The sequence below is a fragment of the Demequina sp. genome (assembly GCF_047975725.1).
GTDB lineage: Bacteria > Actinomycetota > Actinomycetes > Actinomycetales > Demequinaceae > Demequina.
On sequence record NZ_JBKEED010000035.1, the window covers coordinates 1 to 15,291 of the forward strand.

Sequence of the window (15,291 nt, forward strand, 5' to 3'; positions counted from 1 at the left end):
GACATGCTCGTCGAGATCTTGGGCCATGCGCGACACCTGGGACTTCGACGGACCGTCGATGCCGAGGGTCTTCACGAGCTTGTCCATCCGTCGAGTGCTGACGCCTGCGAGGGAGCAGTCCGCGATAACGGTGATCAGTGCCGACTCGGCACGCTTGCGCCGCTCGAGGAGCCATTCGGGGAAGTACGTGCCCGAGCGCAGCTTCGGGACGGCGACTTGCGAATCGTGCCAGCCCGGGTGTCCAGGGGCCAGTGACAGTAGCCATTGCGCTGCGCGACGCGGTCGACGGAGGCTTGGCCCCATTCGGCTCCGACCACTGCGTCCGCATCGGCGCTGAGCAGCGCGTTGATCATGGTCTGCAACAGCGAGCGCATCATGTCCGGCGATGCGTCCGTGAGGAGATTGCCTTGTCCCGCGGGCAGGGTCGACAATATGGGATGCGGTCATCGTGGTGATCCACTCGAGAAGAACTGTGCAAGGTGATACTCGAAGGTCCCGCGGTGGCCGCTTCCTCATTTACGAGGAGGCTTGCCACCGACGGGCGCTACACCACTCTAAGGGGCACTACTACGTCGCGCGCGTGCGATCGGAGGAAGCGTGGACCTTAACGTCGTCGAGAAGGTCATCGATGCACGCTACCTCAGCCTCGTTGAGCGCGAAGAGATCCACGGCCTCCGTCGCGCGGGGCTGTCGATAGGGGCGATTGTGGGCGAACTGGGTCGTGCGCCATCGACGATCAGCCGTGAGTTGGCGCGCAATACCGTCACCTCACGTGGCTACATGCCCACAGCGCGCACCGGCTGTCCGCCGCCAGGCGCAGCCGACCCCGTCGAGCGAAACTGGTCGCTGACTCAGAGCTTCGCCACTTTGTGCAGGAGGGCCTGTCTCAGCGATGGTCGCCGCGACAGATCAGCCGTCGGCTCGTGAAGGACTTCCCGGACGAGCCACGTATGCGAGTGTGCGCTGAGACGATCTACCAGGCGCTCTACGTCCATGCCCGCAGCGAGCTCACGCGCACGCCGCCGCGGCCGTTGCGGCGAGGCGGATCCGTGCGCAAACGGCAAAAACGCGCAGACGCCCGCCGCCCCAGGTTCGTCGATCCGATGAACTCGATTCACCAGCGACCAGTCTGCGCGGACGACCGCACCACGGCCGGCCATTGAGAAGGCGATCTGATCGTCGGCGCCGGACAGCACTCCGCGATCGCGACGTTAGTCGACCGCTCGACCCGATATGTGATGCTCGGCCACTTGGGACGTGAACGAAGCGCGGACGCCGTCCGCGACGCCTTGATCACTGCCTTCGCCGACATGCCTGCACCGCTTCGAGCGACGCTGACCTGGGACCAGGGAACAAAGGTGTCCGAGCATCGTTCCTTCGCAAATGCGACCGGCGTCCAGGTTTACTTCGCCGACCCCGGCTCACCCTGGCAGCGCGGCAGCAACGAGAACTCGAACGGTCTACTGCGCCAGTACGTACCCCTTGGGCACCGACCTGGCCCGCCACGACAAGGACGTGCTCCAAGCTGTCGCGGACGAACTCAACAACCGCCCGCGAAAGTCCCTCGACTGGGACACCCCAGCCGAACGAATGCGTGCCCTAATGAACACCACGTAGATCACACCGTTGCGACGATCGGCAGATTCCAAGCCCGTGAGGGCAAGGTCTACTGCTGCGTGGTCCTGGACACCTACTCGCGCCGCGTCGTGGGCTGATCGATCGACGCGTCGCCCACGGCCACGCTGGTCACGAACGCGCTCGGCATGGCCATCGCCACCAGGCTGGGACGCGCGGGCGGCGCAGGCACGATCATCCACTCGGACAGGGGCGTGCAGTTCGGTTCATGGGCGTTCACGCGGTGGGCGCAGGAGTCTGGGCTGCTGGCGTAGATGGGCAGTATCGGCGACTGTTACGACAACTCGAGGATCGAGAGCTTCTGGTCGCGCATGCAGGTTGAGCTTCTCGATCGCAAGAAGTGGAACACGCGCATCGAGCTCAGCACCGTGATGTTCGAGTACTTCGAGATCTGGCACAACCGCCAGCGGCGCCACAGCCAACTTGGATGGCTCACCCCGATAGAGTTCAAACTCAACCGCACCATCACCGTGGCATAAGAACTCCAACCGGGCCGACTACGCGGAACCCGGGACACACCAGAGCCTCCAGGAAACCCAGGGTGCTGCAGTGTACCCATAGTGGTGAAATCGCCATCCGCACGGTTTCGGGACGATCGAAGTGTCATGACTCTCGGGACGCCACCGAGCGGGACGTCTCAAAGCTCGTCGGAACGCCTCAGAATCCCTGTGAATTTCGATGCTCGCCAGAGTCAATCGGATACCAAACATCAGTCTGGCCGAGGGCTCCGACCACGCCTGTACGTGGTTCCTGAAACACACGACGCGTCACGAGGCTGATCTGTCGCGCCAAACAATGACCGCGACGTGGCACAATTGGCACGGCACAAGGCCACTTCCTGGACGTCAGAATGCTGGGGGCAACAGTTGGAACTGCAGGACTACGTCCTTATGCTGCGCAAGAATTGGGCGATCGTCGCCGCAGCAACCGTCATCGGCGCCGGCCTTGGACTGATCTCCGGGCTCATAGCAACGCCTACCTACACTGCCACGGCGCAGGTCTTCGTTTCCACCTCCGCCGCGTCCAACGCGTCGGAACTCCAGCAGGGCAGCAGCTTCACCATCCAGCGCGTGAAGACCTACACCGAAATCGCTCGCACCGCCGCGGTACTCGAACCGGCAATCGAAGCGCTCGGCTATGATGTCGAGGTCTCCGAGTTCCGCGGCGGAGTCTCGGCCAGCGCACCCCTCAACACCACGGTGCTCGACGTCACCGCCTCGAGCGAAGAAGCCCAGGACGCCGCGGATTCCGCGAACGCCGTCGCCGAGTCCTTGATCACCGTCGTCGAGGACATCGAGACGGCCGATGCCACGGCTGGATCTCCCGTCCGCCTCAGCATCGTGCAGCCTGCCGAGGCTCCCGAGTTCCCCACGAGCCCCAAGAAGTCGCTCAACGTTGCGCTCGGCCTGCTCCTTGGCCTCGCGGCAGGTCTCTCCTTCGCACTGTTGCGCCACACCCTCGACACGCGCATTCGCACCGAGCGCGACCTCGAGCACCTGACCACTGTGCCCGTTCTCGGCGGCATCGTGATGGACCCCAAGTCCAAGGACCGTCCGCTGATTCTCCACTCGGACCCGCAGAACCCTCGCGCCGAGTCCTTCCGCACCCTGCGCACCAACCTCCAGTTCCTCGACGCCGGGCGGCGCCACCGTAGCTTCGTGATCACGAGTTCGCTGCCCGGCGAGGGCAAGAGCACCACGGCCGCGAACCTCGCGATCGCTCTCGCGGACGCGGGCGCGCGCGTGCTGTTGGTAGGCGCGGACCTGCGCAAGCCCCGCGTCGCCAAGTACATGGGAGTCGAGGGTGGCATTGGCCTGACCGACGTTCTGGTGGGCCGCGTCACGCTGGAAGACGCCACGCAACCGTGGGGCCGCACCAGCCTGAGCGTGCTCCCCGCCGGCACCATCCCGCCCAACCCCTCGGAACTGCTCGGCTCGACCACCATGTCCGAGCTCATCGAGCACCTGCAGCGCGAGTACGACGTGGTCCTCTACGATGCTCCCCCGCTGCTGCCCGTGACGGATGCCGCCATCCTCGCCCGCCTGGTCGGTGGAGCGCTCGTCATGGTCGCATCGGGAAAGACCCGTCGTCCTCAATTTGAAGCGTCGCTCGACAGCCTCGAAAACGTGGATGCCAAGGTCTCCGGCGTGGTGCTGACGATGGTCCCCGAGAAGGGCCCCGACGCGTACGGCTCGGGCCGCTACGGCTATAGCTACGGCGACGAGTTCGACAAAAAGGGCAAGCGCATCAAGCCCAAGTCGAGCACCAAGTCCAAGAAGTCCCCCACCAAGGTCTAACAACCGCGCAACAGATGGACGCCGCGACGCGTTAAGCGCGCGAGACCAGGAGAGACATGACCACCACGCCCGCACCATCCACCACCCCTCCCGCACCGGGCAAGCGCGTGCGCACCCGTTCGCGCAAGCGCAAGGCGTGGATTTGGGTGGGCGCCATCGTGGGCGTGCTCGTGCTCGCCGCAGGCGGCACCTATCTGGGCATTCGCGCCTCCATCAACGCGAACATCGAACACATTCCCAACGCCTTGCCCGAGCAGACCAAGAACCCCTCGGATGGCACCACCGCCGAGCCGGGTACGGATGAGCCCGCTGCGATCGAGACGGGTGATCCCATCAACTTCCTGGTGATGGGATCGGACTCCCGTCAGTCGGGCGGGGATCCCACCGATTGGGAGTACGGCGCGCAGCGATCCGACGTGCTGATGATGGTGCAGATCTCCGGCGACCGCGAGAGCGTCAACGTGATGAGCATCCCGCGCGACTCGTGGGTGCCGGTGCCGGGCTATGGCACCACCAAGATCAACGCTGCGTTCAGCTACGGCGGCGCGCCCTTGTCCGTGCAGACGGTCCACGAGCTCACGGGCGTCACCATTGACCACCTCGCGATCATCGACTTCGCGAGCTTTGAGGAACTCACCGACACCCTGGGTGGCGTCACCATCACCACGTCCAAGGGCGACCAGACTATGAATGGCGAAGAAGCCCTCACTTTTGTGCGCGAGCGGTACTCGCTGCCCGGCGGCGACTTTGACCGCGTGCGCCGCCAGCAGGCCTGGATGGAGGCCATTCTGCGGGAGACCTTCAACCAGGACATCCTCGCCTCGGTGCCCAAGATCTCCGAGATGATCAACATCGTGCTGGACTATTCGGCGCTGGACGAGGGCCTCAACTTCGACACGTTGCTGTCCATGGCCACCTCGATGCGCAACGTGCGACCCGACAACGTCAACTTCTTCACCGCCCCCGTCACCGGGACCGGCATGGAGGGCAGCGCATCGGTCGTGTACCTGGACAACGACCGCCTGGACCAGGTGGCCGAGGCCTGGCGCAATGACACCGTCGACGCGCTCATCGAGGAGGACCCGGAGGTGGTGCGCATGCTCCACTCCGAGCCCGTCTACTGATTGGTCGCGGCCGCGCAAATTCAGTAAAGTGCCTCCTATGGCACGGATTCTGACAGTCTGCACCGGCAACATCTGCCGCTCCCCAGCCGCCGAGATCCTGTTGCGTCACTATTTGGGCGATATCGCCCAGGTCTCGAGCGCTGGCACCTACGCCCTGGTCGACCGCGGCATCCCTGCGGAGATGCTCATGGGGCTCGACGGCTCGGGCCTGGACGGGCGCGGGCACCGCGCCCGGCTGTTCACCGAGCCCATCGGGCGCGAGAGCGACCTCATCATCGCCATGGCCGCCGAGCACCGCACCTCGATGGTGCAGCAGGTGCCGGCGCTCCTGCGCCGCACCTTCCTGCTCGATGAGCTCGCCAAGGCCGCGCGCGCGGGCGCCGAGTTGGTCGGTACGACCCCCGCGGAGCGCCTGGCCGATGTGCCACTCGCCATCCAGGGTTTCCGTCCCCAGCTGGCCGCGATGGGTATCGACGACGTCCCGGACCCGTTCCGCCGCAGCCAGGCCGACTACGACGAGTCGTACGCCATCATCGAAGCGGCCGTGCGGGACTTTGCCGCCTGGGTGCGGGGCTAACAGCGCAAGCCAACCCGCGCATCGGCCCTACGCACTTGCCTAGTAGGCGCCGCGGCCCTTCACCACAGCCCAGGCCGTGCGAAGGATGATGGTGAGATCGCCCGCGAGGCTCCAGTTCTCCGTGTAATACAGGTCCAGGCGCACGCTCTGTTCCCAGTCCAGGTCGGAGCGGCCGCTGACCTGCCACAGGCCCGTGATGCCTGGCTTGACCATCTGACGGCGCGCCACGCCTTCCTCCCAGGACTCCACCTCGCTGGGCAGCGGCGGGCGCGGGCCCACAATCGCCATGTTGCCCTTGGCGACGTTGATGAGCTGCGGCAGTTCGTCGAGGGAGTAGCGGCGCAGGAACCTACCCACCGAGGTCACCCGAGGGTCGTTGCGCATTTTGAAGAGCACGTTGTTGCCCGCGTCGCGGTCGCCTTCTTGCTCACGCAGGGCTTCCAAGCGCTCCTCCGCGTCCACGTACATGGAGCGGAACTTGTACATGGTGAACAGCGACTCGTTGCGCCCCACCCGCACCTGACGGAAGAACACCGGGCCGGGAGACGTGAGCTTCACGGCCAGCGCAATGATGCCCATGGGGATCGCGGCGAGGATCAGCAGCAACGTGGCCGCCATGCTGTCGGTGATCGCCTTCGTCACGTACTTGCCGCCGCCAAAGGTCGGTGGCTCGACGTGCAGGAGCGGCAGCCCCTCGACGGGGCTGATCTGCACGCGGGGGCCGGCGATGTCGGCGACCGCGGGCGCGACCACCAATCCGGTGTTGGTGCCCTCGAGCTGCCAGCCCAGGTGCCGCGCCTCTTGGAGCGACAGTTGGTCGGTGCCCGACACGATCAGGTACTCGGCGCCAATGCGGGTGGCAATCTCTGCCGCCTCTGCGATCGTGCCCAGCACCGGAACATCCTGGAGGTCCTCGTCGAGAACTCCCCACGCGGTGGGAGGCAAGCACACACCCACGACGTGGAAGCCTGCGCGGCTGGTGTTGCGCATGCGGCGGATCAGGTTCTGGCTGGACTGGACGGGACCCACCACGACTACCTGAGCGTTGAGCTCACCGCGATCGCGCTGATAGTGGATGAAACTGCGCCAGCCGGCGCGCCCCGCGAGTAGCGCGACAGTAGCCACCGGTAACGCGAAAAGTAGATACCCGCGGCTGATCTGCCATTGCGTGAGAAAGCCCAAAATCGCGATCATCGCAAAGGTGCGCCATGACGCGTGCAACACCCGCTGGAATTCCTCTGCTCCGTGACCGAGAATGCGCGGTTCGCGTGATTTGCTCCAGCCCAGTTGCAGGACCCAGAGGGTCGCGAACGCGAGCGAAAGCCACCAATAATTGGGCGCGGCGGGGCCAGAGACCTCGGCAATGGCATCCATGCCGAATCTCACGGCATGGGCCAGCCACATCACCAGGGCAATCGCGACGGCATCGGTGATCCAGAGGCGGATTTGGTACTTTCGGGCCCAACCCCGACGGCCCCCCATAGGCTCAATCGATGCGTCCGTGGGAAATTCAATATCCTTCGGGTTACGCACGGGATAACTGTAACGACTCCGACCGACAACGACGTTCAGTTACCTGTCCGTAATGCCCGCAGTAGGGGTGACACCAGGCGAATCGCTGCGAACTGTATTTCAGGGCAGGCCGCGTGTCGCGGGCGCTCGCCCACCCATGGGCCCTATTCCTGGTCACCCTGGAAGATCACCGAGCACGCCATGCTCGCCAGGTCCTCGCCGTCGAGCGCGACGCGGCTGGTGTCCTCGAGCGCGACGCCCACGCAACCCACCCCCACCGTGGTGAAGAGCGGGTCCAGCAGGTTGGGGCGCTGGAGGTCGTCCGAGGCCCACGCGTCGGTCACGTCCGCGGGAAGGAGGTCCGAGCGCGAGATGTTCTCGCCCAGGTAGTCGCCACCGCAGTCGTGGGGTAGGTCTTGCTCGGGCGCGCTCTGGGCGCCGGGCAGTTGCTGCGCGCGCTCGCGCGCGTGCGCGGTCAGGCAGTCGTTGGCAGCGAGCCTGTCGCGGCCGTTGGGCAGGCGCAGCGCGTTGATCTGCTCGAGCAGCTGGGCCTCGTAGGTGGCCGGGTCGGGGATATCTGCCGGCTGGGGCCCCGTGCAGCCGGTGAGGGCCGATGCGCCCGTCACCAGGGCGAGGATGCTCGCCGCGCGCAGGGGTCGTCTCACGGTGCCAGCGTAGCTTGGTGGGTGAGGTGAGTACGTCCCCAGGCGATGTGCGGTTTGGGTTGTCCACAGATATCTGCCAGGGATGTTGGCATGTCAGAGGTCGGTGTTTGACTGAGGTCATGACGGTTCCGGTGGCACTCGACGCGGCGTCTGATGGCGTGCGCTCTGGTGCGCTTGATGGCGACCTGGTGACGCTCGACGGCGTGCCTGCGGAGCTGGCGCGTGCCCTGGAGGCGGAGCGCGTGGCGCGCGAGGCAGCGCGGGCCTTGCTCACCGCCGCTGCGGCGCAGGCACTGTCGGAGTCGGCGCTACTCGCGGTGCAACACGAGACCGTCGCGGCGCGGCGGGACTGGGACCTCATCGTGGCGACGGCGGCCGCGGAGGTGGGCCGGCGGTCTGCGCCCGAGTTGGGGCGCACGGGGCTCGCGCGGCGCAACGGACACACCACCCCCGAGCGGTTTCTCGCGGGCATCACGGGCGGGTCGCGGCGGGATGCGCGTGACTTGATCAAGACGGGCAGCACGCTGGGATCGGTCGAACTGCACCAGGAGCAGGTGCGGCAGGCAGAGGCTGCGGGACTGCCCGAGCCTGAGCCCGAAGAGCCGGTGTATCCGGTGGTGGCCGCGGCGTTGGGATCGGGAGGGCTGTCCGCCGGTGCGGCGTCGATGTTCACCCACATGCTGGACTCCGTGCGCGGGGACGCGACGCCCGAGCAGATCCGCGTCGCCGAACGGCAGATCGTCGGCAAGGCCGCTCAACTGGACCTCGAGAAGCTCTCACCCATCGTGCGGCGCTACCACCTGACGCTGCAGGCGACCGCGGCAGAGCGGCAGCAGGAGCGGCTCCACCAGGAGCGCGTGCTCATCATCACCGAACGTCGCGACGGGGCGGTGGTGCTCTCTGGAGTGTTCGATCCTGTCTCTGCAGCACCCCTTCGCACCGTGCTCGACAGCATGGTCAAGGCGGCATTTCGCGCCCGACGCGAAGGCAACAGCGTGGTCGAAGACAGGCGCTCGGCCGGCCAGATACGCGCAGATGCGCTCGTCACCTTGTCGCGACACATGCTGGGGTGCGACCAGGCTCCCATCTCTCACGTCACCACCAAGATCGCCGTACGCGTTGACCTTGAAGCGCTCAAGAGCGGCGTCGGGTTCGCAGAACTGGAAGGTGGTGGAGTGATGCCCGTGGGCGAACTTCGCGGGCTTGCCGTCGATGCGGAGTATCTGCCCACCGTGCTGGGTGGTGCGTCGGAGGCTCTCGACGTGGGACGCGCCCGTCGGCGGTTCACCCAGGCCCAGCGAGAGGCGCTCGTCGAGCGGGATGGCGGCTGCGCGAGTTGCTACGCACCGCCCAGCTACAGCGACGGCCACCACATCGTGTTCTGGGGGCAGGGCGGGCGCACCGACCTGAGCAACGGAGCGCTGCTGTGCGTGGCGTGCCACCACACGCTCCACCACGAGGGCTGGGAGGTAAGAGCGACTGCCACGTCGGTGTGGTTCCGGGCGCGCGGCCCGGACGGGGCGCCGGGGGCGTGGCGGCTCGGGGGACGGGCGAGGTTTGGCATCACAGCGGAAGAGAGAAAGGAGATTGAGCGCGCGGGGCCGAGCGACTATCCCCCGTAAAACATCTGGGAGCAGACCCACCCACCGATGTCGTCGGCATCGTCCGCGGGGGCGGTGCGATCGCCCACCGCGTGAGCGACACAGCCGACGCCCAACTCCGTGAACTCGTCTCGCAGGATGTTCTCGCGATGGCCCTCGGAATCCATCCACAGTTGGTGAAGGTTCTCGGCAGGGCCGTCACCCCTCACGAGGTTCTCCCCCACAATCGTCGCAGTGCAGGAGAAGCCCAACTCCTCGTGTTCGAGCTTGTCCTTGCTGCGCGCCACTTTGGCACGGTCGATGGCCTGGCGTTCGGCGCAGTCGGCCCACTCGAGCTCGTTGTCTCCATCGTCGTCCCGGGCCTGGTTGGCGAGGTCGAAGAGCTGGCGCGCGAGCGCATCGGCCCTCTGGTCCAGAGACTTGGCGGCGTCCTTCTTGACCTTGCGGCCTTCGCCCGCATCGGTTTGGTCCTCGGCAGTGTCTGCGTCCGGCTCGGACGAGGCCCCAATTCGCGCGTCGGCGGCACCGTCGGCGGAACCGTCAGCGGCACCGTCGGCAGGGTCCTCGGAGGGCGACTCGGATAGCTGGAGCGCCGGAATGTCCGGCTGGGGCTGCTGGCGCTCATCGGCCGCGTCGAGCCCTCCGGACGTCGCGTCCGTATGCGTCCCAGCCGCACTGTTCTGAGCGGCGCACCCGGCGAGCAACGCCGCCGCAGCCGTCCCTGTCAGCGCCACGCAGCCCATTCTGCGAAACCAGGTCCCCATCGCTCCACTGTCGCACCAGGCGGGCGATCCTGCAGGTCGGGGCGATCTCAGCAGCCAGTGAGCAGGCCCGCCTTCACGAACGCAGCCGACTGGTATGCGTACTGGTAAACCCAGTACCACGGGTCCAGCGACTCCCCCGAGTCCACCATCCGCACCTCGCCCGTCTCGCAACGTTCGATGATCATCTTCGCGCGTGACACATGCGGCGTGAAGGTGACGACGTTGACGCTCTCCCACCCACGCGAGGCCATCTCCGACTCGAGCCACCGGGCCTCGCCGCGGGTGGTGAAGGGGTCGGGCATGTCGCACAGGACCGTAGCCGCAGCGACCCTCTCGTCCGGGTCGCCCGCCCACTCCCCCGTGCACGCCGCGGCGGCCTCTGGCCACTCGGCGCTCTCCTCGGGGTTGAGGCTGATCATGACGGCGTCGGCAAGCCCTGCCGCCACCTGCTCACGCGCGACCTCCATGCGCGCGTCCGTGGGCGGGCCGATCACGTAGACGACATCGGCGGCCTGCGCGTCGGCCGCCGCTACGGCCGCACGTGGGGCCACATACACCGGAATCCCCACCGCCGCGATCGCCAGCGCCGCGGCCGCCGTACCCGCGGTCCAGCGGACCCAGCTCACCCGGGCAGCCGCTCGGCCAACAGTTGTGCCAGGTGCACGCCGCGCACCCCGGCGAGGTCGTCGGCCTGCGTGCGGCAACTGACGCCGTCGGCCAAGTACACCGACCCCTCCGGCGCGGTGCGCAGCGCCGGTAGCAGCGAGTTCTCCGCGACCTGCACCGAGACGTCGTAGTGCCCCTTCTCGGTGCCCCAGTTGCCCGCGAGGCCGCAGCATCCCGAAGTCTCCGTGACCGTCGCGCCCAGCGACGCGAGCAGTTCCCGGTCAGCGCCGAACCCCACCACGGAGTACTGGTGACAGTGCGGCTGAACCACGGCGGTGACGTCGTCCAGACGGGGCGCCTCCCAGGTCCGCGCCGGCTGTAGTGGCGCCCGGCCGGTCAGCACCTCGGCGAGCGTGAAGGTGCCGTTGGCGACCGCGTGTGCGCGCGGGTCATCGGGCAGCAGCTCGGTGAGGTCGCTGCGCAGCGTTGCGGTGCACGACGGCTCGACGCCGATGATCGGCACCCCATTGACCGCCCACGGCCCCAGAATCTGCAGCAACTCCTCCATGCGCCGGCGGGCACCATCAAGCTGACCCGTGGAGATCCAGGTGACGCCGCAACATGCCTGCGCGTCGGGAATGACTACCTCGAAGCCTGCCGCCTCGAGCACGCGCAAAATCGCACCGGGGATCTCCGGGTCGAGCCCGTCCGTGAAGCTGTCGGCCCACAACACGACCCGGCGCGTTCCGGCGCCACGGGAACCCCGAGCGGCACTGAGCGTCGGCACGCGACGTGCCCGCGCATCGGCGCTGCGGCGGAAGGGTACGGCGGCGAACTTGGGAAGCCGTCGGCGCGTGTCCATCCCGGCCATGCTGACCGCGATCCGCTGAATCCACGCGGGGCTCAGCACCGCGTTGATGAGCCGCGGCGCCACACCAACGACGCGAAGCCAGCGCGGCAACCAACCAATCGAGTAGTGCGTGACAGGGCGCAGTTTGCCCTGGTAGGTGCGGTGAAGCACCTCGGATTTGAAGGCCGCCATGTCAATGCCCGACGGGCAGTCCGACGAGCACGCCTTGCAGCTCAGGCACAGATCCAGGCTCTCGCGCACCTCGGGTGCGGTCAGGCCGCCCACGAGCGTGCCGTTGATCGCCTCTTGGAGCACGCGCGCGCGGGCGCGCGTGACGTCCTTCTCGTCCTTGGTGGCCGTGTACGAGGGGCACATGAAGCCGGAGCCGGAGCCGATCGCATCGGCCCTGCACTTGCCCACGCCCGTGCAGCGGTGGACCGCCTCCGTGAGGTCGCCGTGGTCGTGAGCCCAGGCAAAGCCGCCGCTCGAACGGCCGATGCGCGGGGCGGCCGGGCGGCGCAAGTCCGCATCCAGCGGGGCCGGGTCGATCACAACGCCGGGGTTGAGCAAGCCGGCCGGGTCGAACAGGCGCTTGACCTGGCCGAAGACCTCGATCGCTTGAGGGCTGTACATCGCGCTGAGCAACTCGCCGCGCGCGCGACCGTCGCCGTGCTCGCCCGACAGCGAGCCGCCGTGCGACGCGACCAAGGCGGCGGCGTCCTCCATGAACTCCCTCAGCGGGCGACCGGACTCGGTCATGGGGATGTCGAGGCGCACGTGGATGCAGCCGTCGCCAAAGTGCCCGAACGGCTGACCCGTGACGCCGTGACGTGCCATCAAGACGTCGAAGTCGCGCAGGTATTGGCCCAGGCGCTCGGGCGGCACCGCGGCGTCCTCCCAGCCGGGCCAGCATTCCTTGTTGTCGGCGCTGCGGCCAGCGAGCCCGGCGCCGTCCGCGCGGATGGCCCACAGCCGCGCCGCCTCACGCGGGTCCTCGAGCGTGCGCGCGGAGGTGGTGCCCGCATCGGCCAAGATGCGCGCGAGGATGTCGCGGGCTTGCTCCTCGGTGTCGGCGCCCACCTCGACGAACAGCCAGCCCGCGCCCGGCGGCAGGTCCGGGATCGCCTGCGCTCCCTTGGCCAGCCGGATCCTGTCGACAAGCCGCGCATCGAGGCCCTCGACCGCGTGGGGTCCGTGAGCCATGATCGGCACCACGGCGTCGGCGGCGGCGGGCATGTCCTCGTAGCCGAGCGCGACCGTGAGCCGCACGGGCGCGATCGGCACCAGGCGCACCGTCGCCTCGAGCGTGGTCGCGAGCGTGCCCTCGGTGCCCACCAAGAACCGCGCGAGATCGGCGCCGTTTTCCGGCAGCAGGTGCTCGAGCGAGTAGCCGCTCACCTGCCGGTCGAACCGGCCAAGCTCGGTGCGGACCAGCCCCAGGTTGGCGCGGATCAGCTCCTCGAGCCCCGGAATGGCCGATGCAGTTCTGGGACCCGCGTGGATGCGCCGCCCGTCGCCGGTCAACACGTCGAGGGCGAGGGTGTTCTGCGCGGTCTTGCCGTGGGCGACGGCGTGGGGGCCACACGCGTTGTTGCCGATCATCCCGCCGAGCGTCGCGCGGTTGGTGGTCGACGGGTCGGGGCCAAAGCGCAGCCCGTGGGGCGCGGCGAGCTTCTGCAGCTCAGAGAGGACAACGCCGGGCTGGACGCGAGCCGTGCCGGCCTCGGGGTCAATGTCGAGAACCCGGTTCATGTGACGGCTGGCATCCACCACCACACCAGGGCCGATGCTATTGCCAGCCACGCTCGTACCGCCGCCGCGCATGGTGACCGCTGCGCCAATCTCGCGCGCGGCGTCGAGGGTCGCGATCAGGTCGTCGGCGTCTCGCGGGAAGACCACGACGGCCGGCGGGACGCGGTAGTTGGAGGCGTCGGTGGAGTACTCGGCGCGGCGGCGAACCGAGTCGTCGACCTCGCCGGCCACCGCTCCACGCAGATGAGCCACGAGGTCCCTGGTCTGAGGCGCAGTCGTGGTCACGCGGTCATTGTTCCACGCGGGGGCGGGCGCACCTGCGCGCGGTTCCACGCGGGCGGGCGGTGGCGCTGGGGCGCGCGTGAGCGCGGGTACGCGGGCGCGCGAGTGGGTGCGAGTGGAAGGCGACCGGCGGCGCCGAGTCGAGGACGCATCGGCGCAATCAAAGGCTCTATCAGTCCCATTCTTGAGACTGTCGACGCGACTCGCCGATAACTGTGTGAGTTTTGTCACATCAATACCCATGTGTCACATCAGTTACTTGTGTCACGCGTTCGCGTTGACAGTGTGAGAAATCTCACTAGCGTGGCGAGAAGCGGGGGATGCTGAGGGACAGCCAATCAGGCGACGGCGCTCCCTGCCCGGGGAGGAAAGCCATGAAGCTGAGGACAAGAATCTTGGCGACCCTGAGCGCAACGTCGCTCGCGGTCGTCACATGGGCGGGTCCAGCCGCCATGGCGACGGAGAGCGATCCAAGCGCATCGCCCTCGCCGTCGCCCGTCGAGGAGACACAGACGTCTCCCGACACCGACACCACTCAGGCCCCTGCGGCCACCCAGAAGTCAGACAAGTCTGACAAGTCGAAGGACTCAGAGAAGTCGAAGGACGACTCCGACAAGTCCAAGGACAAGGACAAGGACAAGGACAAGTCCAAGGGCAAAGACAAGGACCGCGACAAGGACAAAGACGACGACGTTGTCCACTACCGCTGTGTCGATGACCGCCTGGTTCCGTACGGCTCAAACGGCAAGCCGCTCAACCTCAAGTCCGGCAGCGACCGCCCTTGTGGCGACGCGGACGTCAGCTTCACCTGTACCTCGGTGACGGCCGACTACGACAAGCTCTGGGACGGCCACCACATCAACATCCGCGTGAAGAACAACGAGACGGGCGAAACCAAGACTCTCTCGTGGCACTACGACGTGAACAGCGCGGACTACAAGGCCGGCAAGACCACCCACACCGAGAACTTCGCAAGCCAACTCGCGGGGTGGCACAGCTACACCATCGAGTTCATCCAGGCCCACAACACGGACGTGTACCCCAACAAGAAGTGCGGCGAAACGCCCAAGGAGTACGTCTGCGTGTGGGACCCCTACAAGGATGAAGCAAAGAAGGTCGAGAAGAATCGGTGGAACCGGGAAGAGGCGCCCTACGTGGACGGTTCGGAGTGCACGCCGGCAGAGGCCGAGTACTGCTTCAAGACCGCCAAGGACACCTACGAACTGATCACCGTGCGTGACGATGGGAAGTTCCCGTACTGGAAGGTCGACGCGAGCAAGTGCACGCCGCCCGTGGTGGACCTGTGCGAGAACCTCGAAGGCGACCAGGCGGAGGTGCCCGCAGGCTTCACCGCGACGGACGGCAACTGCCAGAAGGTGATCTACGTCTGCTGGGAAGCCGTGAACCAGATCGACCCGGCCGCATGGATGGGTCAAACCATCCGCGAGACCGTCGAGGGATTCCCCACCTATCCGCAGAACTTCATCTACGAAGGCACTGACGGCGACGAGGTCAACGAGTACTGCGCCAACCTGGTCCCCGACCAGTGCGGCGAAGTGCGCCAATTCCAAACAGACCGCTACGTGCTGAACTCCGACGAGGACATCGCCCTCTACGAGCGCATCA

The 15,291-nt window shown here is 67.0% G+C and carries 11 protein-coding genes and 3 pseudogenes; 7 read left to right on the forward strand and 7 right to left on the reverse strand.

Translation table 11 applies throughout. The features are described 5' to 3' along the window. Window positions 1-447 (reverse strand): annotated as a pseudogene (locus ACK5NO_RS12725) (transposase); the annotation flags it as partial. 138 nt (window positions 448-585) lie between these two features. On the opposite strand from ACK5NO_RS12725, the pseudogene ACK5NO_RS12730 reads away from it, so the two are divergent. Further along, window positions 586-1,617 (forward strand): annotated as a pseudogene (locus ACK5NO_RS12730) (IS30 family transposase). Between the two features lie 73 nt (window positions 1,618-1,690). Here the strand turns inward: ACK5NO_RS12730 and ACK5NO_RS12735 are convergent. Further along, window positions 1,691-1,855: a hypothetical protein gene (locus ACK5NO_RS12735; RefSeq protein WP_416813054.1), complete on the reverse strand. Its 165-nt coding sequence runs from the start codon at window positions 1,853-1,855 to the stop codon at window positions 1,691-1,693. Between the two features lie 34 nt (window positions 1,856-1,889). Between ACK5NO_RS12735 and ACK5NO_RS12740 the strand changes: the two genes are divergently transcribed. The 4 genes from ACK5NO_RS12740 to ACK5NO_RS12755 all read left to right on the forward strand — a co-directional run bounded on the left by ACK5NO_RS12740 (window position 1,890) and on the right by ACK5NO_RS12755 (window position 5,633). Beyond that, on the forward strand, window positions 1,890-2,114 hold the full coding sequence (locus ACK5NO_RS12740; RefSeq protein ID WP_416813055.1) for an integrase core domain-containing protein: 225 nt from the start codon (window positions 1,890-1,892) through the stop codon (window positions 2,112-2,114). A gap of 387 nt (window positions 2,115-2,501) precedes the next feature. Continuing rightward, window positions 2,502-3,932, forward strand: coding sequence for a polysaccharide biosynthesis tyrosine autokinase (locus ACK5NO_RS12745; RefSeq protein ID WP_416813056.1), 1,431 nt, complete (start codon window positions 2,502-2,504; stop codon window positions 3,930-3,932). Between the two features lie 56 nt (window positions 3,933-3,988). Next, entirely contained in the window at window positions 3,989-5,056 is a 1,068-nt protein-coding gene (locus tag ACK5NO_RS12750; protein WP_416813057.1) for an LCP family protein, read from the forward strand. 37 nt (window positions 5,057-5,093) lie between these two features. After that, a complete protein-coding gene (locus ACK5NO_RS12755; protein WP_416813058.1) occupies window positions 5,094-5,633 on the forward strand; it encodes a low molecular weight phosphatase family protein in 540 nt (179 codons plus the stop codon). Window positions 5,634-5,672: 39 nt separating this feature from the next. Here the strand turns inward: ACK5NO_RS12755 and ACK5NO_RS12760 are convergent, their stop codons facing one another. Together ACK5NO_RS12760 and ACK5NO_RS12765 are read right to left on the reverse strand one after the other, a co-directional pair. After that, complete coding sequence (locus ACK5NO_RS12760; protein WP_416813059.1) at window positions 5,673-7,115, reverse strand: sugar transferase; 1,443 nt, start codon at window positions 7,113-7,115, stop codon at window positions 5,673-5,675. Window positions 7,116-7,309: 194 nt separating this feature from the next. Then, window positions 7,310-7,810, reverse strand: coding sequence for a CAP domain-containing protein (locus ACK5NO_RS12765; protein ID WP_416813060.1), 501 nt, complete (start codon window positions 7,808-7,810; stop codon window positions 7,310-7,312). 119 nt (window positions 7,811-7,929) lie between these two features. Here ACK5NO_RS12765 and ACK5NO_RS12770 point away from each other — a divergent pair, with 119 nt between their 5' ends. Beyond that, on the forward strand, window positions 7,930-9,432 hold the full coding sequence (locus ACK5NO_RS12770; protein ID WP_416813061.1) for a DUF222 domain-containing protein: 1,503 nt from the start codon (window positions 7,930-7,932) through the stop codon (window positions 9,430-9,432). Here the strand turns inward: ACK5NO_RS12770 and ACK5NO_RS12775 are convergent. From ACK5NO_RS12775 to ACK5NO_RS12785, 3 genes are all read right to left on the reverse strand, one after another. Next, window positions 9,420-10,145 (reverse strand): CAP domain-containing protein, encoded by a 726-nt coding sequence (locus ACK5NO_RS12775; RefSeq protein ID WP_416813062.1) that lies wholly within the window; start codon window positions 10,143-10,145, stop codon window positions 9,420-9,422. The two genes, ACK5NO_RS12770 and ACK5NO_RS12775, sit on opposite strands and share 13 nt — an antisense overlap. A 77-nt stretch (window positions 10,146-10,222) precedes the next feature. Further along, complete coding sequence (locus ACK5NO_RS12780) at window positions 10,223-10,801, reverse strand: hypothetical protein (protein ID WP_416813063.1); 579 nt, start codon at window positions 10,799-10,801, stop codon at window positions 10,223-10,225. Next, complete coding sequence (locus ACK5NO_RS12785; protein WP_416813064.1) at window positions 10,798-13,668, reverse strand: FAD-binding and (Fe-S)-binding domain-containing protein; 2,871 nt, start codon at window positions 13,666-13,668, stop codon at window positions 10,798-10,800. Before ACK5NO_RS12785 ends, ACK5NO_RS12780 begins: the two co-directional genes overlap by 4 nt. Window positions 13,669-14,039: 371 nt before the next feature. On the opposite strand from ACK5NO_RS12785, the pseudogene ACK5NO_RS12790 reads away from it, so the two are divergent. Next, window positions 14,040-15,291 (forward strand): annotated as a pseudogene (locus tag ACK5NO_RS12790) (hypothetical protein); the annotation flags it as partial.

Coding starts and splice junctions, on each gene's coding strand:
- ACK5NO_RS12740 (WP_416813055.1), top strand. CDS start 1,890: ATGGGCAGTATCGGCGACTGTTACGACAACTCGAGGATCGAGAGCTTC.
- ACK5NO_RS12750 (WP_416813057.1), top strand. CDS start 3,989: ATGACCACCACGCCCGCACCATCCACCACCCCTCCCGCACCGGGCAAG.
- ACK5NO_RS12755 (WP_416813058.1), top strand. CDS start 5,094: ATGGCACGGATTCTGACAGTCTGCACCGGCAACATCTGCCGCTCCCCA.
- ACK5NO_RS12760 (WP_416813059.1), bottom strand. CDS start 7,115: ATGGGGGGCCGTCGGGGTTGGGCCCGAAAGTACCAAATCCGCCTCTGG.
- ACK5NO_RS12770 (WP_416813061.1), top strand. CDS start 7,930: ATGACGGTTCCGGTGGCACTCGACGCGGCGTCTGATGGCGTGCGCTCT.